The organism is Lachnospira eligens, from assembly GCF_009680455.1.
Classification (GTDB): domain Bacteria; phylum Bacillota; class Clostridia; order Lachnospirales; family Lachnospiraceae; genus Lachnospira; species Lachnospira eligens_A.
In genome coordinates, this window is record NZ_WKRD01000001.1 from 192,079 (window position 1) to 214,928 (window position 22,850).

Consider the following 22,850-nt stretch of genomic DNA (forward strand, 5'->3'; position numbering starts at 1 on the left):
AGTTCACTTTTACGTCCATATCATTATTTCATTTCTTCATATATATCTCTCAATTTTTTATATTCTTCTCTGCAACCTAATATTTCTAATACTTTTTCTGCAACAGCTCTTCCCAATACTGGTGGAACAGCGTTACCTATTTGTTGGTATACCGAATCCTTAGTGCCAAAAAATATATAATTATCAGGAAAACTTTGCAAGCGTGCTGCTTCTCTGGCACTAACTGCTCTATTCAACTCAGGATGTATCCACATTGATTTTCTAACGTTTACAACAGTATCAGACGGCAAGTCATATACCAATCTCTTATATATAGTATTTTGTGTTCTTGCTGGATTTTCGTATGTACTTTTTAATTCATCTGGCAACGAATGGAAATTCTTTCCCTGTTCTATCATTTCAAAACGTTTTTTTGCTGTATCTCTTGTTTCAGTACAAACATGATTAAATATCTCTTTACTATCATTCAAAACTAACTTTCTATAAAATGAGTTTATTACCGGAATATATTGACGTTTTTGTATTTCATCCATGCTCCCAACTGTAGGTTCATACTTTGATAAATCTGAAATTGCCTGCTTGACCGTTACATAATCCTGTGGATTTCTAATCAATTCATCTGGAAGCTCAATTTCTGTTTTCGCTTTTCCTTTCTTCACCCCTATCATAATAAAGCGTTCTCTATTTTGTGGCACGCCAAATGAAGCCGCATTTAGTACTTTGCCATTAATTTCATATCCCAACTTTTTTAAAGCATTACGAATGAAATCAATCACTATATAAGTACGCATTCGCACCGTAATTGTCCTATTGGATAAAACAATACTATATATTGCGTCTTTTGAATTTAACTCTACTATTCCTTGAAAGAAACGTTGAATATCCCAAAAAACCTTCAAATCATTAAATTTCTCTATGCCTTTTTCACCATTTGTATCTATTAGTGCTTGCAAAATTCTACGTGCTTTATTTGTGGAGTCATTATACCAATCTGGCATATTATCCTTACTCACCATATGTGAAACTATAGTATTAATTTTTTTTACATTAAATGTCTTTTGAAAATATTTTTTAAAGTCTTTTCTTTTTTTATATAAATTGTATACTGTATATAATTCCTCTTCATTTAATAAAACCAATTCATCTGAATTATACATACTGCACAATTTATTTATTTCATTAACATATTCGCCTTCATACAGGACTACATCTTTATCATGAATTGGAAGATGTAATTCATCCACAATATATTCTTGATCTTCTTTTGTCAAGCAAAAAGAATGTTTATCAGATGTTATTGTTTTCACATTTTCCATTACAAATACATCAGGATTAAGTGCCTCTATTGCTTTGACATAACGCTTAACAAGTTCATTACTACCATTTATCAAATGCCTTCTTTGTCTATTAGCATTTGAAAATCCTTGGCAAGGTGGTCCCCCTATTACTACGTCTACCTTTCCATTTTCTTCAATTATTTTATCGAAATCAACCTTCATAATATCATCATAATTTTTAAGTCCAGGATGATTTTTCATATATGTTTTAGCCGCATTTGCATTATTCTCCACGATAGCAACAACTTCGAACTGTTTCGTCATTTCGAATCCTAAACTAAGACCACCCGCTCCCGCAAATAAATCTAAAATTTTATACATTTGGCACCTCTAAATCAATTTATTCTTATATCTATTCTTTAATAATTTCCAGCAGTCTTCTTTTTTACACCATTGAGTAATATTGATTCCTTTTACTACAGGATTCATAAAATGATTCCATACCACCATTATTAAATCCTCTATAATAAGTGACAATTCCGGAGATATTGCTTGCATTTTCCAAATCTGCTCGTCTGATACATTATTTGAAAAAAATTCAGCAAGTAACGCAATTGTATAGTAATCAATTTGTGCTTTATAACCACCAAAATTTTGTTTTGCAACCAATTTATCACACTCTTTGAACAAAATTACCTTCGCTATCATACTAATATATGTATCTTCCGTAGGCTCAGGAACTTCTCCTCGCTTTATCATCGCTGAAAACTCAATAAAATTAGTTTCTAATCCTTTGCTAACCACATATGGATATTTCATCCATGCCATCATACACTTAGCAGCCACTGTCTTTGAAATACACATAGACTTAGGATTAAGTGCTTTAAATTTTTTCTTCAATGACGGAGTCGGTTGACGATTCACATCAACCATATATTGTCCACGAGCTCGTTCATAATACCATCTTTGAATTGATTTACCATTTTCTACCGGAACATATATCTTTCTAGACAATCTTTCCATTTCAACGTGGTATGAATCATTCGCACTAAAATCCGACATATTAATCTTATTCTGACTATTGGCATATTTTGATATATATCCTACCATTTCTTCTGTTTTACTCTCATCTCTAATAACCGTAAGTTTTATCTGAACATTTACAGAAGAAATATCTATACCTGTTTGCAATGCATTGTATATTGAGGCGGTTGTCTGTCCACCATTAACAATCTGCCAATCTGTAACTTCTTTTATTACGACAAAAGTATCATCACTTTTATCTTCATCCACAATGATGCTTTTTGCAGTTGTAGAAATACCATTATTGTATGTCATAAACATTTCCGGTTCATTTTGCAATGTGTTTTTTATTCCCTGATTTATCTTTCCTGTTGCTTGCAAAAATGAACGAACATTCTTTTCTATAAGACGTTGTCCTTCATCTCTATAAATCTCTGCTAAACATTTTCCCGGAATGACTCCAATATAACAATCATATATTTCATTTTCCTGCTTTACTTTAATCATTTTCAATGGACAATTATATTTATTCTGAAATCTGACAACCAAATCTTCATGTGCCTTTTTTTGATATAAAGATTGGCAAACTCTTTCCAAATCCCAAACATCAAATTTAACCATCACCTTATCTATCTTTACACTAGCAGGAATATCCGGGGTAGTTTCTCTATTCGTCATAAGAATAACTCTTATATTTTCTATTTCTTGCTCATATCCATTAATATATTCTGAAATTATATATCCCGGATCCGTTTCTTCTACATTATCGAAATATCCCGATTTGCACATACGATAAAATTTTGTTGCCTGTTTTGAATACTTTGTAATATCTATTTTTCCCATTTTGGCAACTTCAATTCTATTTTCAAACACACTCACCACTAATGTTAAGGTTTGAAAATATTCATCAAATACGTACCCATTTATTTTAGCTTTCTCATAATCTTTTTTATAACCCATAACATTACAGTTATTCATAAAGGATTCGCCCGCATCAATAACATATGTAGAAAAAACACTAGTAAATGCATCTTCTGTACTGCACTTCTCATTATTTTTATATTCCTGTACTTCTTCTATAAGTTCTTCATTAAACTGCCTCATTTGTTCTGTAACCACTACAAATCAACTCCTTTATAAAATGATTCTATTGTTATTTGAAACGAGTTACATGCATCTAATGACAGCGTGTAATCTACAGAAGTAATTCCCTTATTTAGCATTTTTGCTGTAATTCTTGGAAATCCATCTTCTACATCATAACAATTTTCTTCCCTAAGCTTAAAATGTAACTTGTATAATTCCGGCATTTGATACACGTATCCTATTTTCAGTAATTTATCATAAAATTTTATCCGATATTCCGGACTAAGCATCGAAGCTATTCTTTCAACAATTACAGGTAAAGTTTCTCCATCAATTTCACTTTTTTTAAGTTTAAGATATAACAAATATAATCGTCCCAAAACACCTGTATCATCCAGCTGATATTCACTACTAATATTTACTTTATTGGGACCTTTTACACTCGAACTTTTCACTTCAACGGCATCAATGCCACAATAAAAGTCATGTGTTTCAGAATTACAACCTGTCCAGCATTCAACAGCTTTTTCGCCCTTTAATGTAATTAATTTATCAAGTAAATATAGTTCTCCATATAATCCTTGTTGCACATTATCAGATAAGACGTAGTCCTTATCAAACTGAAAGAACACATTCCATTTTATTAATACAGCCTTTATCTTATTTAATATTTCGTTTTTAGAGGACTCATATAACGTATCTATTATATCTTGCATTACTATAAAATATATTTTTTTATCAAAATCTACCATCTGTTTAAATGATAGAAATTTTCTTTTTCTGTTATTATCATCATAAAGCTCAGACATGCGTTCTTCCATCCCCTTCCATTTAGGCATGGAATTTAAAAAAACACTTGTAACATTATCATCTATTGCCACACTCACTTCACAAAGTTGTGATTTTTTATATACACTAATCAACATAACAACATTATCCTTAAATTCAAATCTTCTGGATAATACCTTTGATTCTTTATACTGTTCCTTTACGAAATCACCTATTATATCATTATATACATTAGTCAAAAATATCATATCCATCACCTTTCGTTGCTATCGGATTAACTTGGTAAGAAATAGACTTTCCATTTCCTTTTGGAAATACTACAACCAAGCCGAACGGTGGTTTATGCTCTCCGTTCCCAATCTTAAAGTTGCTTGTTTTTGCTTCTGCATCATGATAATCAATAGGATATATCAACAATAATCCCTTTCTTGGATCCATTTTTGCTCTGATATTTGCTGCAATAGTACTTTCTTTTCCCTTATCTGAAGATTCTTCCATATGTAATGCCGCTTTGTATTCCTGTTGATTTAAAGCATAATATTCGTGATCTTTCGATTTCAACATATGTACAGAGCAGACTTTACCATTTCTTAACGGAACAACACTATTTTCTCCATGTCTCGTAATACCATTTCTAAGTTTATACCCAGCTATCTCAAATCCCGGATTAGTCTTTCCAACATTAATTAAACATACCGTCCAATCAATTAATAAATTATCCTTGTTTTGTTCTTTTATATATGTCGCGATATTATTACCATTCACCTTACTAGCATATTTAGATGTCTTAAATTCTGTAAAAAATTCAATTATTTTGTGTGATGAAACATTCTCAAGAAACAAATGATTATTATCAGCACTCCTTCCAAGATTTGCAAAATGTTCCTTCGAAGAATAAATCCTTGACGCTGTAGAAAACAGCCGATTCACAGCATTATAATTATTTTCGTACTGTTGTACATCAACATCAATATCTCTCGTAACCGTTAATGTATTACTAAAATCTAATTTCTGCATTGTTCCTGACTTAACTTTTCTCGGACTTGAAATCTTTAATTCTGGATGTGTTGCGACACGTAATCCAAAATCCATTGGCTTAGCTTTTTCATCACACATATAAGATATTTGATCACGCAAATTATCTGTTGCAAATGCAATCCTCGCAAACCATCTATAAATATCTTCTGTAACAAACACCCTACACAAATCTGCATACTTAGGTCTAAATCCAAACCACCTCCCCATTTGCATTAAGGTATCATAATACTTAGACTCTCTGGTAAAATAACTAATTGATAAGCCTTCCAATGTTAGGCCTCTTGAAAATTTATCTCCTCCAATCGCTATTACATTGTATTCTTCCCCTTCATGCTCTTTATATGCCAATGAATCCTTGCTGTTACCATTAATTACATTTATCCTTATTTTTTCGTCATTCATTAATCGAAGAATTTCCTGATACACTTCATCTAAAGAAAAATTTTCCGCACCTTCCATATATCTGCGAAAATCATTTATCATACTATTAGTTGTTGGAACATAATCATTTTTCATTATTCGATAAATTTCTTCTTTTGTTTCTCTATCTCCATCTATAATCATAGGTTGTAACTCATTACAAAAGTAATCTCTCACCTTACGTTCTAACATCTCCTGCATGTTCTTTATTCGTGCAACATGTATTAACATTGTATTTGGTTTGTTTATCTCACCTCTACAATTGCGAACAGCAATTGAAATAAGAAAACATTTCATTGCATATTTTAAACTATCTGGCAAATCCCCTACCGTTTTTTTTCGTGTGTTAACAAAATTAGTTTCTGTAATTTTTCTTATCAATGGCATCGGTTTTATTTCATCGTTGTCCACTCCATAGCCAAAAAACTCATTAGCTCCAATATATCTGTACGGTTTAGGCAAACTTATAATACAATCTGCCGGAAATAAATCATTTCCTAATTCCTCTGTTGCAACTCTTATATCATTAGGAATAAATATATTTGCATAAGGAGTTGCCGTGTATCCTACATAAGATCTACACTCAAACATTTTAAACAATGAACGAATTAATTTATTTATAGTCTTAACATCATATTCATCAATCACATTGCCATTCTCATCATAATCATATCCGGTATTTACAGATGCTTGGTCGGCTTCATCATCAATAAGCAATAATGGATATTTTGCGTTCATAAAAAAATGTCCATTATCATCAACAGAAGCTTCGCTATTGCTTTTAATATTTTCTATCAAATTCTCCAATGTCGATTTTATTTTCTTAGTTACAATAATAGTTGCATTATCTGGTGATGTCAGAATTCCTGACCTATCCTTTGTAAAGTCTCCTTTTTCATCTCGGAAAGTCAATGTTTGTACAAATCCTGCATTATACAATTTTCCTACACCTATTTTATTTTTTTCTGCTCGTTCTCTTTGCTTCTGTTTTGCAGCTGAATCAGTCTCATATCCTAAAACCTCCTCATCAATACGCGATTGTGTTTGACTTCTAAGGTTATTATGAATCCCTGCCAATACAATAATATACTTATATCCAGCATCTAATGCCTTATTTATCAATCCAATATAATTTGCGGTTTTTCCTGATTGTACATATCCAACAACCATAGCTCGTCTCTCCTCTGAAACCCCTTTTCTTGGGTCCGCAATCGAATTCAATAAAGTATCTGTTGTATTGTCAATGCTTTTCTTAATTGCACTCCTTTCCCATCCTTTTTCCTCATAAAGATATTTATAATATCTATTCCAAAAACTCAATTTATCATTATTCTCGTTACGATAATCTAACCACCACGTTTCACTTTCAGCTTCTTCTCCTAACAGAACTGATGGTTCATCCTCTTCTCTTTCTCTACTAATGCGACTATGTAAATATTTTTTTAATGTATCACAATCCTTCACTTTTGGAGAAAACATCATTACGGTATCATCTACTGCTTTATCAATAACAACATTCAAATCGTCGCCAAGCATTTTTTTAATAGATTCATTACACATCATATATGCAATTTCGTATATATTATTTTCATCTTGAAACATTGTATCTTAAACCTCCTAAATGAACTTATTAATCTCGTCTCCTAAGTATTTATACTCTGGTGCCTCTTTGAAAACTTCATAAATTTCTTCCTGTTCATACCCCAATTCTTTAAGTACCATTATTTTCTCTTTCACTGCAAGTAAATCTCTACTTTTTACTTCATCATTAATTTCTGTACTATTAGTTGTCGCAATAACACCACTCATCATTGACGGTGAATAATTCTCTATCAATGAAAGATATGTCTTTAACTCTTTCTTAGTTTCTTCGCTCAACTCCTGCATCAATTTAATAAGCATGGGATGTTTCTTATTTAAATAAAACATATAGTTTCCAGATGAATTTTTTCTTTGCTCCCATACATATTTTAAGCTTGTATTATTTCCAGTATTTCGCCTATTGTAAACACCTCTTGAATTATATACTGCTACTGACTTTTCTATTGCCAAATATGCAATTTGTATTACGCTTTCTTCTATAGATACCGGTAATGTTGCTTTTGATTTTTTTATATCTATTCCCCATTCAAAATCACTCTCTGAACTCATATCCAATTTTATACGTGCCAAATTATATGCTGGTTCCTTTTTGAATTTTCCAAACCATGTACCATATACTATAAGTCTTCTGTTTCTGTATACATAAAACCCCTGATGAGCCAACCAATCTTTAGCTCCTCCTGCCTTTTTGAATGCCTCCTCATCCTCAAATTTCGTTTTATGAGGAAGTATATATGGCTCAATTGAAACAATTGTCTTTCCATCAAATAATTCCTCACATGCTAACTCCATTGTTGCCGGATTCTGCCTTATAAACGGATTCCATGCTTCCAGCAAGTTCTTATTTACATATATTTGCAAATTATCTTCTTCTATAAATCTATGGAAAATCATTGCCAAATGCTTCTTTACTTTTTCCACCGTCTTATAAAATTTAACTTTTGATTTTTGCATATTGTTTTCATCTATCAGTTTATCCAACATAGATAAACTAATCAAAGTGCCTTCATCCCAATTTTGAAATTCAATCTTGTCAGTTTTTGACTTTATATATGTATCTATCTTCTCATCAGAATGTATTAATATTTCCCATTTGTCTTCATTTTCCACATATTCAAGATTCCATTCCGCATTATTAATTTCATCTTTTTGCTTTGTAATCACAAGTAGTTGTTTTCCAAGTGAAAAGGAAGCAGTTTTCATCCCCATACCAAATCTCCCTAAATCACTTGCACTTCGTGTAACTCCCGGATCTGAAGAACCAATTTTCATTGAGTCTAACAATTCCCTTTTTTGCATTCCTTTACCATTGTCTGCAATTAAAATTGTTTGATCATCCCAATCAAAATACAATTGAATCGTATTAGCCCCACTCGATATGCTATTGTCAACAATATCTGCTATTGCAGTTTCCTCTGTATATCCTACCGAACGAAGAGATGATAGTAACATCTTTGCATTCGGCATCAACTCGTAAGTTTTTTCCATCTTTTATATTCCTTTCTTCGTCCAGTAAAAATATCTCTTTTATCATATCATTATTTTTGTTATATAAAACGAACTCATACCTTCTACATTATCCCTTTTCCTATTTAACTTCTTTATAACGCTTTAAATATTCCCGTATCCATAATCCAATCTCAACAGAAGCCATTTTCCCTTGTACACGCATCAAATTCATAAATTCCTCTTTTACACTAGGTTCAATTGAAATTTCGATTTTAGCTGTTTTTCTCCTTCCAGCCGGTCTACCACCATTATTCTTCTTATTATTTGTCATGGTAATTTCCTCCATCTATATAAGAAAATTATACTAGGTTTTTACCATGATGTAAACCTGTTTTTAACCCTGTTCTATAGTCAAATAACACAGGGCACGCCTATCGTGCCCTGCCTCTGTCTCCATCATTTCTTCCAATGGCCTGTTCTTGCTTCATCTCCAATGTCTTTTCATAAATATCCTGATAATCTTCAAATATCTTATCCTCATCAGAAGTATCAACTCCACATGCCTTACAAACAGCACTATAAAGCTGAATATTGTATGAATTATTGTCTGGCTGAAACTGTAGCATCGTTGCCTTCTCGATAACAGACAAATCATCAAAAGCTATCCCCCGCTGTTTAATCTCATCCAATACCTCTTCTGTTTTGTTTTTGACAACCAATTCACACATGCCCTTATAAAGCAAATCCGTCTCTTCCATAATTTCATCAACATCTGCAATATGCCCCATGTCCAAAAACTTCATCTGCACAATAGACCTAACTGTGTCGTAACTCTTTAGTTCACCGAATCCATACGTCTGAGCCTTTTCCAAAAGTGTCATCTTTTTGTACGCCTCATAGCTGCCTTTATCATCTGACCGATCACCAACATATTCCTCCACAATATTCGCTTCGCCGGCATCTCCTACTGTGGCATCCATGGTATCTTCTGCTGAAATCTGTTCACATACCTCTGCATTTAACGAAATATCATAATCCTCTGATTCATCCATTACTGATATCCCATCCATATCTATATCAGACATTTCATCATTAACAGATAACTCAATATCTTTCTCCACCGCATACGGATACTCTGGCACTTCTATTGAATTCCGAATCTCATCCTCAATATTTGAAAAATCCAGCATTGAAAACTTCTTATACTCTTCTACACAACCTTCAGCAATCCTCAAATTCTTATTAAGTGCTTTTTTCTCCGCCTTAAGTTCGTCCAGCTCCGCCTGTACTCCCATATGCCAGATCTGGTAATCACGAATATCCTCCTCTGTTTTGCAAATGCGTTTTCTTGCTCTGTTCTGCTGATATAATTCCTGCTGCCGTTCAGAGATTTTGTCTACATCACGCTCTCCCAGAACCTGATAAGTCACAAGCCCCTCCACAGTTTTGATATTGTTATTCACAAGGAAAAGATACTGTTCCTGCAGCTGATTCATACGCTCCAGTTCCCTCGCAAGATATGCAGAATGCTTATCAAATCGACGCTGTTCCACCATTCTCGCCTGATAGATTCTGCGGTAATACTTTATCTGAAAATCTGTTATGCCACGTTTATGAATTGCCACAGTATTACCCACAACAAATACAGGACGGGTAAAAGGCATATCCAAGTAAAATCGGAATTTTTCTTCCGAAAAGCGTTCATCCAGCTTATCCAGTTCATGATACCATTTACCACCCGGAACCTTTACCGAAAGGTACTTCCCATACTCAAACTGATACCCGATTCTCTTCATCAGGAATATAAAATGGTCAAAACTTCCCGCCTGACTCTGACAAAACTCTGCATCTGTCAGAATCATTTTTCGAAAGCATTGTTCACGCTCCCATTCCTTCCTTGATAAATTCTTAGGCTCCTTCACATACTCTGCTGGCACAATGGATAATGCGTACTCTTTACAGAGTCTGTTTGTAATCGGCTGCATCCGATGCTTCCATTCCCCTTTTTTGCACTCATGCTTCATCCCCGTTTCAAAACTGACGCTATTGAAAACAATGTGCCCATGCATATGCTTTTTATCATTATGAACCGCATATACTGCCTCATATTTATCCTTCAGGTATTCCTGTGCAAAACGTGCCACGATATCCAGCGCCTGTTCCTCTGTCGCTTCTCCCGGTGCAAAGGAAATGATAATGTGATATCCCTGTCGCTTATTTGTTTTTCCGAAAGTAACCTTCGTATCCATCATCTGCTCAAAGGCTGTATCCGGCAGGCAGTTTATACTGCCCACCAGAACATTTTCCTCTGTTTTCTCTGGATTCTGAATATATGAAAGAGCATTCTTAAGATGTGACGCTGGGTTCCCGGTATGTGCCTCATTCAGGCACTGTATCTTAGTGATTGCCATACCGTAAGTACCTCCCTCATCAGCCTCTTTACATCCTCCAAATCCTGCTTAACAGCAAGGATATCCCTCGTGTAACCATATCCCTGGGTATTTACTACCTTCGCAATCTGATTCACATTGGTAGCAATTCCTGTTATCTGTCTGATAAAAATCCCCCTGTCTGTCGTAAAAGATGCATCCACATTTCCACCGCCACGCACCAGATTGCGCAGGTATTCACTGATATTCATTCCAGCCTTTTGGGCACCTTCTTCCAATAGTCGCTTATCTTTCTCCGACAACTTAAAAGAAACCTTATATAGCTTTTTGTCAGACTTGTACTTTCTGTTTCCATCTGCCATACACATAACCTCCAATCCTCAAAATTAATCTCATCAAAATCTCACTTACCATGCTCATGGCTGTGACCTCCTTTTTAAATCCTTCTTTAGAACCTGCTTCTGCTGCTGTTCACTTGTTTTGCAAGATTCGGGAAAGGTCGGACCTTTCCCCGAAAAAAATATAATTGCTAACCGCAATTACCATTTTTTCATCTTGGCAGGAGCTCCTGCACCCGATATATGGCACAAAATATGTGCCGAAACATCGACAGCAAACCGTCCGCCAACTGGCGTCAGTTTGCCGTCAGATATATTTATTTTATATATGAATGATGTCAATCTGCCGTCATTTAGGATTCCATTGTCGTCAATTCGACGTCGCTGCCACATCTTCCTAATCATCATTCAGTCCTTTTAGAAAATTGAATGTCTGACTTGGAATAATGACTTCATCATCAGTTACAGGTACTGTATTATCCTGTGGAACATCATGCGTTGATGCCAAAGCCAGCTTGGGTAATGCTAGTGTTTCCGCCGTGGCAACTCTCGCCTCACACTCTGCCATCAACTTCTCCATTTCCGGCTTCAATGCCCTGGCAACTTCTTCCGCAAACTTCTTTACATCAATCTCTTGCCTATGGGACGCCTTAACCTCTTCCGCCTCTCCATACACTTCTTCATAGGCCAGTTCAATACCTCTCTTGATAAGCTCCGTCTGGTTAGGAAAGCTACCATCCACAAGCATCCTATCCAGCTTTTCAAGGATATTTGCATCCGACTGGCGGTCCACATAGAGACGGCAGCCAAGCCGCCTCTCTCTAAATCCCATTACCATGTGTACCACCTGCCTTTATGCCATCTGTTTTGCAAGAAACTCATAGCCCTTTGCATTAGCTCTGACATCCGTCACATAAGAAATGTTATCCCCATGTTTTCCAAATCTCTCCATTGCCTTTGCTCCGCCACCTACATAAATGATGTTGGTAAATTCCGTATCATGCCCGTTTTCCTTTAAGATGCCTTCCACTCTGCTTACAAACTTTTCAAGTGCCTCATCCATAATCCTTGCATATTTCTCTGGATAATTGCTGCTAAAATTACTGATATAATCTGTAATCACATTCTCCGAAATCTCCTTGCCAAAAACCTCACTGCTTCTGCTCTTGATTTCCTGAATAACAGAAATCATGGACTCTGTGAATGTCTCACATTTACTCTCCACTGGAACGCCATCCTTCACATGCATGATATCAATCGTCCAGGAACCAACATCCACAATCAGATATTCGCCCTTCATACTGACGAGTCTGTCTGCCACTGCTGCATAACATTGTGGAAATGCCATCACATTTTCAATGGTAAAGTCATATGCCTCATCCTCAAACTTAAAATGCACCGACTGATTTCCACGCTTCAGATACTTTACGAACTGTTTTCTTACAGTTGCAAACTGTTTTAAAGGAAGTCCGACTCCAAGCACCACTCTGGCACCATTTGGAATATTCCCTGACTGACATTCCTTTGCCAGTGCCGCAAGTGTCAACAGATAATAATCATCATCTGCAAGCTTACTGTCCTTCACACTGTTACGCTTTTCTCCAATCTTATAAAATGCTCCATCATAAACCAGTGTATTAGCCTGGAAGGTAGGCTTTACAGCCTGCCTTTCCACACCATTCTCAAACACACGGTTTGATGTTTTCATTAAATGATTCCCGTGGTCAATTCCCACATAATAAATTCTATTTTCTTCCATAAACTCATGCCTCCATTCTCTGCGTCTCCGCCTGTTCAAACGCAATATTTTCCTTTGCACGTTCCAGACGTACACGCTTGTTGTAATCAATTGCTGCAAACAAATCCTCTGTTACAATCTCATCTGCTGTCATTGCCGCCTGCATGTTTTCCTGAAATGTTACCTGAAATCCTTTTTCTTCCAAAGTATCCAAACCAATTCCTCTCACCTTGCTTATTCCCTGTAAAACAGTGTCATACAGTTGCCATGCATAATTCTCATATTCTGCTGCCTTATCCAAAAGCACTCCCTGCATAAAATACTTGTTATACAGATAACGGTCATTCTCCATCAAGGCTCTGAGATAACGATGTCCGTATTTTCCAAGACTTGCATAACTCTCTGGCTCCGACTCTCCAAGAATCGGATAATACAATCCATCCACCTCTTTGTACTTAATGCCACACATTTCTGCAATTGTAGGTGCTGCAGTCACCTTTGCTTTTTCTTCCATAAAAGCTCCTTTCCGCGCTTTACGCTGTTAAAATATCGTTGTTTACCTTGACGCCGGCCCGCGGAGAGTTACTGCCCTCAAATAATCTGCAATGCAGAAAATCCTCCTTTCTCATTGCCTCTTGCGAAGCTATGTATAAATGCTGTCCACACCTGACAGTTAAATTATCTGTAATGCCAGAACACACAAAAATCACCATTCCATCCTAATCAACTGCTGCCCTGGCAAACACAAGAAATACTCTTGCAACCAGCCCAAACACTAATAATGTCAGCTTCGCCAATCCCAGTACACACCGAAGCATTAACAATGCCATCCATACCATAGCCTTTAAAACATTCAGTAAAACTCTGCCAACAAATTCTAAAATCATAAATTCAACTCTCCTTTCCACCCATCGGGAGCCACCCGAAAAAAGGGTATAAAAAATAAGACCATATTGACTTCAATATGGAACCGATTAAATCTTCGATTCTCTGTGTCAATTTAGTCCTATCAGTAAAAATACCTGTTAAGTTTTCCCATCCGGAGCTAATCCGGACAATTTTCACACGGAAACGTCTAGGACCAGGCTTCCGAAACCCTTGTAAATCCTGGGTTTCTTCCACCTGTCACAAATATACCACGTTCCCCAGTCGCAGATATAAGAAGAGCCCTGTCTTCTCCTGCTTCCAGAATCTTCTTAAGATTTGTAATAAATCCAACCTGCATACTATTTGGTTTTAATCTATATTTTTCAAGGGACACAACCTGATCTTTCCTGGCTATATCTCTCTGATGTTTAATAATTTTATATTGTTCTTTATATTTTTCATAAAATTCATTAAAATCTAAAGCATACTGAGAATTCCACAATTTATTAAACTCAGCAACTATCTCCTTTGCCATCTCTCCCTGCTCGGTTGAGACAAGCTTAGTATTCCACTCCTGATTTCTAGTAAGTGCCGCACTTGTTATATTCGAACTTCCAATGATAATACGATACACTTCATCAGTTTTAAAAATATATCCCTTTGTATGAAAGCCTTCGCCTGCTTCTTGTACATCATACATTTTCAAGGTAATATTTGATAACCCATTAAGCTTCTCTAAAGCTTTAGGTTCACTAAAACTCAAATAATTAGTAGTAAGAATTTCGCCCGGAATATTTTTCTTTTCTAATTCTTTCAACGTCTGAAGTAATGGCGTAATTCCACCCAAAGTAATGAACGCAACACTAATCTGAAACTTATCGCATCTTAAAAGTTCATCTTCAATGGAAGATAATACTTTCTTCCCATCCTTATAATTATTAGATACAAACTGTGGGCTATAAAAGCTGTTCGAAGCAACTGAACCGTCTATATATGCTGTCTCAAATCCTAATCGCAATTCATCCCTTTTATCCATACTGGTACTCCATTTCCACTGACAATTATTATACTAATTATATTATTTATTATGGTTAGTTGCAATGAATGTTTAAATTAAAATTGTTGTTATTTTGTTTTCCTGTTATACTCAGCAATTTAATAATTCTAGAATATAAGTTATTTCTTAATTCACTATCATTTAATGAGTCTATGGAACATTTAACAGGATTCTGCACTAAGTTAGCAAAGTTTATTAAATAATTATATTTACTTTCAATTTCTAATATTTTCAACTCGACATCTCTTCTATTAAAAGGCTTTTTTATATACACTTTTATAGCAGATATTATATCTTTTTCTAATTCTGTTATCAGCTTTTTATTCTTAAGTTCTTCTAAAACACTATTTAAAACAATATCCCTTTCATCCATATTTTTATCCTCCAATCTTGTATATATACTTATACTACTACTCCTCATATACAAAATTTGTCAGATTATGTCGACAATGAATGTTATTTGCAATAATTTGTAAAATTATATTTTTTCTTGATTATTCTTTAAGAATTTAATATGACTGAGTAAAGTCTCTCGACTGGAAAAGGATGCTCGTTTCTTTTTTATTTTCACCAATTCTACAACATATAAAAAACAGCACCCCAGCAGTACCCATCCACTGCTGAAGTGCTATCCACTCCATCAATTATTCCATTAAAATCTACCCAAATATACTCATCAGATTAGCCACAACCAGACCGCCGCCGGTTCCGATGACATAGCCGAGCAGCGCCATCATGATACCAACTGGTACGAGGGCATTTGAGTATGCGCCGGCGAGGACCGGTGCTGTTGCTGTTCCGCCGATGTTTGCGAGGGAAGCAACACAGCATGTGAAGATGTCGAGTTTCAATATCTTCGCAAGTGCAATCATGATTGCCACATGGATAAGGAGGATTACGAATCCTGCTAGAAGCCATATTGGGGCATTGCCGACTGCTCCAAGGTCTGCTCTTGAGGCTATTAAGGCAATGACTATATAAAGCATTACATTTGAAATCTCCTCAGTTCCCTTAATCTTGCCAAATGGTGTAAGAGCGAATACGATACCAAGCACTGATACGATAAGGACTGTCCATGTTGTGCTGTCAAAGAATGATAAATGTGCATTAATCATGCTGCCAAGTTCCATTGAAACTGCAGATACTAAGAGTCCTGAACCGAGCAGAAGAATGATGTTCTGCCATACAAGCGGCTTTGTGTTGGCTTTTGCTTCCTCTTCGAGTGTAGCTCCAACGCCGTCGATTATGCTTGTGTCTGCCTTTGTCCATTTGTTGAACTTCTCGTGATTTCCGATTGCCCACAGAAGGAACATTACATAAAGTGTCGCGCAGATTGAATCCATAACAAGGGCGTAAGCCATTGTTGCTTCGTCAACATCAAGTGCTGCCTGGATTGCGAGCATATTGCCGCCGCCGCCCATCCAGCTTCCGCACAGTGCGCCGAGCGCTTTCCATGAATCTGCGCCTAAGAGCTGGTGGAATATTGCATATGAAACAAAGAATCCAAGTCCGATTGACAATGTTGCTGCGAAGAAACCGATAAGCATTTTAGGTCCAAGCTTGATGATTTTCTTCAAGTCACAGCGAAGCAGCATTATGAAAAGCATCGCATATAATATCGGGTTCTTGACTGATTTGTACACAGCGCTTGTTGCACTAAGGTCCCACACTTTCATTGTGCAAAGGAGCATAAGCCCCAGGTATATAAGTACAATTGGCGGTGCAAAATTAAAGAACACCTGTGCCTTTTTCCCTTTAAAAATCTTAGGCAGATTTACTAATACTGCGGCTGCAAATATAAGTGCCGCAAGGTATAAAAATCCATCTTTTATCATGTATAAATTCTCCTTATGGTTAATTTATAACATATTCTGCCCATTTTTCTGTAGTATATAACTAAATTTGCGGAAGTAAATGTGATGCAATCTGTCGTCACACACTTACTCCCGCAAATTTAATTATAAACTTTTAAGTATCTCCAGCAGATATTCCCAAGTCCGCTCCACTGAAGCCACATCCATACACTCATCAGGCGTATGCACACTTTCAAGTGTCGGTCCAAATGATATCATATCTACTCCCGGCATTTTCCCTGCAAGTATTCCACATTCGAGTCCGGCGTGGATTGAGGTCACTTCCGGTTCGTGGCCGTACACATTTGTAAAGCTATCAACACATATCTTTCTTAACTGCGAATCACTCTTGTATTCCCACGCAGGATAGTCCGACATTGTGACTACTTTTCCTGACAAATGTTTTGCAAATGTGGTGACTCTCTCAAGTAATAATTTCTTTCCAGCCGCTGTATTGCTTCTTATAAGATATTTGTACACAAGCTTGTCTGTGTCGAGGTACGCAGTTCCCAGATTGAGCGAAGTCTGCACCATGCCCTTAATCTCCTGACTCATTTTGTACACACCATCAGGACTTAACCAGAGGGCATATATTACATTTGCAGTGCTATGAGAATTGAGAACTTTGTCTGCTGCAGCGTCTGTCTTTTCAACCTCAATCTTAGCATGTGGCTCTGTCGCTCTGATTTCCTGCATCCACACAGCCTCACTCTCTTTGATGCTTTGTTCAAATGTTGTGGCATCGCAGCTTCTGACACTTACAACTGCCTTTGCTTCTTTTGGAATTGCATTTTCCTTGCCGCCACCTGAAAGCGACACAAGACGGAAATCTGCTGCCCCGCTGGCATGTGAAAGTAATGAAGCAAGCAATCTTATAGCATTAGTGTGCTGTTTGTGAATTTCAACGCCGGAATGACCGCCGGCAAGCCCGCTTATCTTAACTTCGAAGCATACCGAACCATTCTGCACATCAATTGCACCATCTGCCACCCAGTCCGCAGCATCCTCATACACAACCGGAATGTCACACTCAGCTCTCACACCACCAGCACAGCTTACATACAATATTCCCTCATTTTCAGAATCAATATTGATAAGTCTCTTTGCTGTAAGGTCAGAAGTGTCGAGGTCTCTTGCGCCAAGCATTCCAATCTCCTCATCGCTCGTAAGCACTGCCTGTATAGGAGGATGCGCAATCGTATCCGAAGCAAGCACTGCCAGTATAAATGCAACTGCAATTCCATCATCAGCGCCAAGCGTCGTGCCATCAGCCCATACCATCTTACCATCGGTGCAGGCCTTAATGCTCTGTACACTCATGTCAATATCGCAGTCTGGCTCTTTCTCACACACCATATCAAGATGTCCCTGCAAAATCACAGGCTCACAGTCCTCATATCCAGAAGAACCAGCCTTAAATATAACAACATTATCAGACGTATCCTTCCTTGCCTTAAGCCCATGCAACTTAGCAAACTCCAGACAATAATCCGCAATCATCCCTGTATTCCCAGAACCATGCGGAATCGCACAAATCTCCTGAAAATAAGAGAAAACCTCTGATGGTGATAACTCATTTATATCCATAAAAAGCCTCCTAAACCTACTTTTTCATCAATTTTCACAATCTGGTAGGTCTTTTTTACATTGTTAGTTGGTTTATTATGCTTCTTTCCCCATTAAATGCCTACTAATTCATCACATTTCACACTTTAGTAGGTCTTTTTCTCATACGTTTATAATATTAGACATTTCTTATCAGTCAAAAAACCTACTATTTTCGCATAAATCATAAATTTAGTAGGCAATTTTCTTTTTTCTCCTCTATTTTCATCATAATTTCTTCTAAATAAACCTACTAATTCATCACATTTAGCAACATTAGTAGGCTTTTCCCTACTTATGCGCTGATTTCATGTGCTATTTGACACTATCCCAAATGAACAAAGCCCCACATCACACTCCATCCCCTGACACACACCGTAAATGAAATCATATTTCCAATCCAGCATATATAGCCGCTGCGGCTGGGACAGTGCAGGGTGTACGCCTGAGTCTGGCAAGCTGTGCAGAAGTTAATGCCGCCATCTGCAAAAGTTCAGGGTGCGAAAGCTCGTTCAAGCGAAGCGCGTTTGCTTTCGCACACTGTAAAAAACTCTGCAGATGGCGGCATTTACTACTGCTAAGCGAAGACAGTCCGAAGGTGTACACCCTGCTCTGCCCCAGCCGCAGACCGGTCTACATATACCTTATCGAAAAATGATTCTATTTCACATGCAATATCTCATGAGCCCTATGTGACAACGGTTTCTCAAAATACTCCTCATAGCACTGCTTAACCGATGGATTCTCATGTGAGAATCTAAGATTATCGCGCTTATCAAGCCCATACAGCACATGACGTCGCTCCTCAACCATCACAGCGTCTTCCTTGTAAGGCTGTCCGCCACCGTTGATACAGCCGCCCGGACAGGACATGATTTCAACGAAATCATAGTGAACCTCGCCCTTCTTAATAGCATTCACCAAACGTCTTGTGTTGCCAAGTCCGCTGGCAACAGCCACATTTACAGTTGTCCCATTAAGGTCAAATGAAGCTTCCTTCCAGCCCTCAAGACCTCTCACTGACTGGAACGCATCCGCATCAGGATTATTTCCTGTCACAAGATAGTAAGCACTTCTGAGTGCCGCCTCCATAACACCGCCTGTTGCACCGAATATAACGCCAGCACCTGTTCCTTCACCTAAAGGATTGTCGAACTCGTCCTCATCAAGTTCTTCCGGCTTTATGAAAAATGCTTTGAACATTCTTTCAACTTCTCTTGTTGTAAGAACTGCGTCAACATCTTTGCCTCCGTCCCATGTACACTCGTCCTTTTTTGCAAGACAAGGCATGATTGACACACAGAATATCTTCTCTGGGTCAACCCCAAGCTTTTCTGCATAATACGACTTTGTTATTGCACCAAACATCTGCTGTGGTGACTTTGCTGTTGAAAGTCTGCCTGCCATCTCAGGGAACTCGCTCTTTACGAATTTCACCCATCCTGGACAGCATGATGTGAACATTGGAAGTCCTGACTCCTTGATTTCTGGAAGCCTTTCAAGGAACTCGCTTCCCTCCTCCATAATTGTCATGTCTGCTGCAAATGTTGTGTCAAATATATAATCAAATCCTATTCTTCTAAGTCCTGCAACAAGTCTTTGTGCTGTCGCATATTCCTTAGACATACCAAAATCTTCGCCCCATGCTGTTCTTACTGCTGGTGCAATCTGTACTACTGTAATGATATCCTCATTTTCAATTGCATCAAGCACGATTCCGACATCGTCTCTTTCTGTAAGTGCACCTACAGGGCAGTTGCTTACACACTGACCACAAAGTGTACATGCAGTCTCCGCAATGTTCTTGTTTGCACGCACATTTACAGTTGTACGCGAACCTGTATTTACAACATCCCATATGTGCATTCCCTGAATATTATCACACACCTGCACACAACGCATACATTTGATACATTTCTGGGCATCTCTGATAAGTGGAAATGTTTTATCCCAATTATCTTTTTCTAAGATTGAATCATATGGCATCTCTGATATATTAAGTTCATTTGCAATTGACTGTAACGCACAGTTACCACTTCTTATACATGTACCACATTTGTAATCATGCTGTGAAAGTATGAGCTTGACATTAGTCTTTCTGGTTGTACGCACTTTTCTTGAATTAGTGTAGACAACCATGCCTTCTTCTACGAAGTTATTACATGCTGTAACACATCTGTCAGTACCCTCTACTTCAACAACACATACACGACATGCACCAATTGCGTTGACTTCTTTGAGATAGCAGAGTGTAGGTATTGTCTCTCCTATTGTTTTGGCAGCTTCAAGAATGGTAGTTCCTTCTTTTACTGATACAGATTTACCGTTAATTGTTAAATTTACCATTGTTTCTCTCTGCCTCCCCTGAATGAACCAAATCCAAAATGATCACATCTTAAGCAGCGTCCAGATTCCTGACATGCTTCCTCGCATGAAAATCCATATTCAATAGGTTCAAAGTCTTTCTTTCTGTCTGCTGCATCACGCAGTGCAACCTCAACTCGTCCGCAAGGTACCTTATCCTCATATCCGGCATAAGGTATCTCTACATCTGAAGTTATCTCGTGATGGTAGCCAAGATATTCATCAATGTTGGCTGCCGCAACCTTTCCGGCTGCTATAGCCCTGATTACTGTTGCAGGTCCTGTTACGCAGTCTCCTCCTGCAAATATTCCTTTACGTTCTTTAATCTCACTTGTATCAAGTGCCTCAATTGTTCCTCTCTTGACTGTAACGCCATGCTCCTCAAAATATCTTGTTTCGATACCCTGTCCGATGGCAACTACAATAAGGTCGCAAGGAATAAGAACCTCGTCCTTAGCTGCAGTCTTAGGTGATGGTCTGCCACCTTTTATCCTGCTTATCATCTGTGGCTGAACCCATAAACCAACTGCTGCGTCATTTTCATCTTTCTCTATTCTAACTGGTGACATAAGTTCAAGAACATCGCAGCCCTCTGCCTCTGCACCTTCAACCTCTTCCGGAAGTGCCGTCATGTCGGCTTTTCTTCTTCTATATACAATGCTTACTTTCTCAGCACCTAATCTTACAGAAGAACGTGCAACATCCATTGCTACATTTCCACCGCCAATAACAACCACTCGCTTACCGGTATAGTCAGGCATTTCATCATCACCAATTGCACGAAGCATTTCTACTGCTGATGTTACGCCTGTTGTAGCATCCTCACCATCAATTCCAATCTTCTTGTCTGCATGTGCTCCGATAGAAATGTATACTGCATTATATTCTTTATTAATATCCTCAAGCGTAATGTCTGTTCCTACGCTTATATTTTTCTTAACTTCTATTCCTGTAGACAATATAGCGTTAATCTCCGCATCCAGCTTTTTTCTTGGTAGTCTGTAGTTAGGAATTCCATATCTTAACATTCCACCAAGCTGCTTTCTCTGCTCAAATATAGTAACCTTATGTCCCATAAGAGCCAGATAATATGCGGCACTGAGTCCTCCCGGACCACCACCGATTATTGCAACCTTCTTACCTGTTGGCTCATTACATGCCGGAACCGGAACATCACCGGCATTATCAACTGCCATTTTCTTAAGTCCCCTGATGTTGACTGGCGCGTCAATAAGTGTTCTCTTACATCTGTTTTCACATGGATGCTCACAAATGTATGCGCATGTTGTAGGCATTGGATTGTCTCTTCTTATAAGACGAACCGCGTCTGCATATCTGCCTTCATGCACAAGTGCTATGTATCCCGGTATATCTACTCCTGCCGGACATGACTTCACACATGCAACCGGCTGGTTACTGTTACATGAACAAAATCCCCTCTCAATATGTGACCTGAAATCATCCTCGCAGCCATCAATACATTTTAGTACAAGCTTTGCTGCCTCATATCCGATTGCACAGTCAGCGGAATAATAGATTCCCTCTGCTGTAAGCCTGATAACATCAAGAGTTTCCTCTGTTGCGTTACCATCAAGCACATCATCAAAAAGTCTCGCAAGCTGTCTAAGTCCCACACGGCATGGGACACATTTGCCACATGACTGTGCAAGACACATTTTTATAAATGACCTCGTAAGGTCAATAGTACACAATCCCGGTGGACTTGCTACTATTCTTCTCTCTAAATCCTGATATAAAGACTCCATTGTAACCTGAGCCTTATCCTTAGTAATAATCGTTAATCTGCTCAATTCCCGCTCCATTTCTGCATATTGCGTATGTCGTATTGCTGCTTGCCAGTATACCGCTAGGCAGTTCCATGTAACATTTTACACAATATATGTTAATTTGAAAAGGAAGGTTATTTTTTTCACACAATAACCTTCCCTTCATC

The 22,850-nt window shown here is 37.5% G+C and carries 19 protein-coding genes; all 19 read right to left on the reverse strand.

What is annotated here, in order from left to right:
* Positions 1 to 23: 23 nt before the first annotated feature.
* Complete coding sequence (locus tag GKE48_RS01030; RefSeq protein WP_154300293.1) at positions 24 to 1,658, reverse strand: DNA cytosine methyltransferase; 1,635 nt, start codon at positions 1,656 to 1,658, stop codon at positions 24 to 26.
* 9 nt (positions 1,659 to 1,667) lie between these two features.
* Positions 1,668 to 3,419 (reverse strand): AIPR family protein, encoded by a 1,752-nt coding sequence (locus tag GKE48_RS01035; RefSeq protein ID WP_330583078.1) that lies wholly within the window; start codon positions 3,417 to 3,419, stop codon positions 1,668 to 1,670.
* The gene (locus GKE48_RS01040) at positions 3,419 to 4,423 is read right to left on the reverse strand and encodes a PD-(D/E)XK motif protein (protein WP_173016867.1); all 1,005 of its coding nucleotides are present in this window, start codon (positions 4,421 to 4,423) and stop codon (positions 3,419 to 3,421) included. Before GKE48_RS01040 ends, GKE48_RS01035 begins: the two co-directional genes overlap by 1 nt.
* Entirely contained in the window at positions 4,407 to 7,235 is a 2,829-nt protein-coding gene (locus GKE48_RS01045; RefSeq protein ID WP_154300295.1) for a Z1 domain-containing protein, read from the reverse strand. The genes GKE48_RS01040 and GKE48_RS01045 overlap by 17 nt, the downstream gene beginning before the upstream one ends.
* 15 nt (positions 7,236 to 7,250) lie before the next feature.
* Positions 7,251 to 8,723, reverse strand: a complete 1,473-nt coding sequence (locus GKE48_RS01050) for an ATP-binding protein (RefSeq protein ID WP_154300296.1) — start codon at positions 8,721 to 8,723, stop codon at positions 7,251 to 7,253.
* Positions 8,724 to 8,823: 100 nt separating this feature from the next.
* Entirely contained in the window at positions 8,824 to 9,015 is a 192-nt protein-coding gene (locus tag GKE48_RS01055; protein ID WP_154300297.1) for an antitoxin, read from the reverse strand.
* A gap of 100 nt (positions 9,016 to 9,115) precedes the next feature.
* The gene (locus GKE48_RS01060) at positions 9,116 to 11,095 is read right to left on the reverse strand and encodes a relaxase/mobilization nuclease domain-containing protein (RefSeq protein WP_154300298.1); all 1,980 of its coding nucleotides are present in this window, start codon (positions 11,093 to 11,095) and stop codon (positions 9,116 to 9,118) included.
* On the reverse strand, positions 11,068 to 11,436 hold the full coding sequence (locus GKE48_RS01065; RefSeq protein WP_154300299.1) for a plasmid mobilization protein: 369 nt from the start codon (positions 11,434 to 11,436) through the stop codon (positions 11,068 to 11,070). The genes GKE48_RS01060 and GKE48_RS01065 overlap by 28 nt, the downstream gene beginning before the upstream one ends.
* Positions 11,437 to 11,613: 177 nt before the next feature.
* Positions 11,614 to 11,820: a hypothetical protein gene (locus GKE48_RS01070; RefSeq protein WP_154300300.1), complete on the reverse strand. Its 207-nt coding sequence runs from the start codon at positions 11,818 to 11,820 to the stop codon at positions 11,614 to 11,616.
* Positions 11,810 to 12,250, reverse strand: a complete 441-nt coding sequence (locus GKE48_RS01075) for a hypothetical protein (protein WP_154300301.1) — start codon at positions 12,248 to 12,250, stop codon at positions 11,810 to 11,812. Before GKE48_RS01075 ends, GKE48_RS01070 begins: the two co-directional genes overlap by 11 nt.
* Positions 12,251 to 12,265: 15 nt before the next feature.
* Positions 12,266 to 13,171: a ParM/StbA family protein gene (locus GKE48_RS01080; RefSeq protein WP_154300302.1), complete on the reverse strand. Its 906-nt coding sequence runs from the start codon at positions 13,169 to 13,171 to the stop codon at positions 12,266 to 12,268.
* A gap of 4 nt (positions 13,172 to 13,175) precedes the next feature.
* On the reverse strand, positions 13,176 to 13,664 hold the full coding sequence (locus GKE48_RS01085; RefSeq protein WP_154300303.1) for a TnpV protein: 489 nt from the start codon (positions 13,662 to 13,664) through the stop codon (positions 13,176 to 13,178).
* Between the two features lie 205 nt (positions 13,665 to 13,869).
* Positions 13,870 to 14,037 carry a hypothetical protein gene (locus GKE48_RS14480; RefSeq protein ID WP_172681874.1) on the reverse strand — a complete coding sequence of 56 codons (168 nt, stop codon included), beginning with the start codon at positions 14,035 to 14,037 and terminating at the stop codon, positions 13,870 to 13,872.
* 188 nt (positions 14,038 to 14,225) lie between these two features.
* Positions 14,226 to 15,053, reverse strand: a complete 828-nt coding sequence (locus GKE48_RS01090) for a phospholipase D-like domain-containing protein (RefSeq protein WP_154300304.1) — start codon at positions 15,051 to 15,053, stop codon at positions 14,226 to 14,228.
* A gap of 55 nt (positions 15,054 to 15,108) precedes the next feature.
* Positions 15,109 to 15,447: a hypothetical protein gene (locus GKE48_RS01095; RefSeq protein ID WP_154300305.1), complete on the reverse strand. Its 339-nt coding sequence runs from the start codon at positions 15,445 to 15,447 to the stop codon at positions 15,109 to 15,111.
* A gap of 286 nt (positions 15,448 to 15,733) precedes the next feature.
* Positions 15,734 to 16,909 carry a DUF819 family protein gene (locus GKE48_RS01100; protein ID WP_154300306.1) on the reverse strand — a complete coding sequence of 392 codons (1,176 nt, stop codon included), beginning with the start codon at positions 16,907 to 16,909 and terminating at the stop codon, positions 15,734 to 15,736.
* A gap of 123 nt (positions 16,910 to 17,032) precedes the next feature.
* Positions 17,033 to 18,514: an aminoacyl-histidine dipeptidase gene (locus GKE48_RS01105; protein WP_055287039.1), complete on the reverse strand. Its 1,482-nt coding sequence runs from the start codon at positions 18,512 to 18,514 to the stop codon at positions 17,033 to 17,035.
* Between the two features lie 678 nt (positions 18,515 to 19,192).
* The gene (locus GKE48_RS01110; RefSeq protein WP_055287038.1) at positions 19,193 to 20,878 is read right to left on the reverse strand and encodes an NADH-dependent [FeFe] hydrogenase, group A6; all 1,686 of its coding nucleotides are present in this window, start codon (positions 20,876 to 20,878) and stop codon (positions 19,193 to 19,195) included.
* Positions 20,872 to 22,719: an NAD(P)-binding protein gene (locus GKE48_RS01115; RefSeq protein ID WP_330583079.1), complete on the reverse strand. Its 1,848-nt coding sequence runs from the start codon at positions 22,717 to 22,719 to the stop codon at positions 20,872 to 20,874. Before GKE48_RS01115 ends, GKE48_RS01110 begins: the two co-directional genes overlap by 7 nt.
* Positions 22,720 to 22,850: the final 131 nt, after the last annotated feature.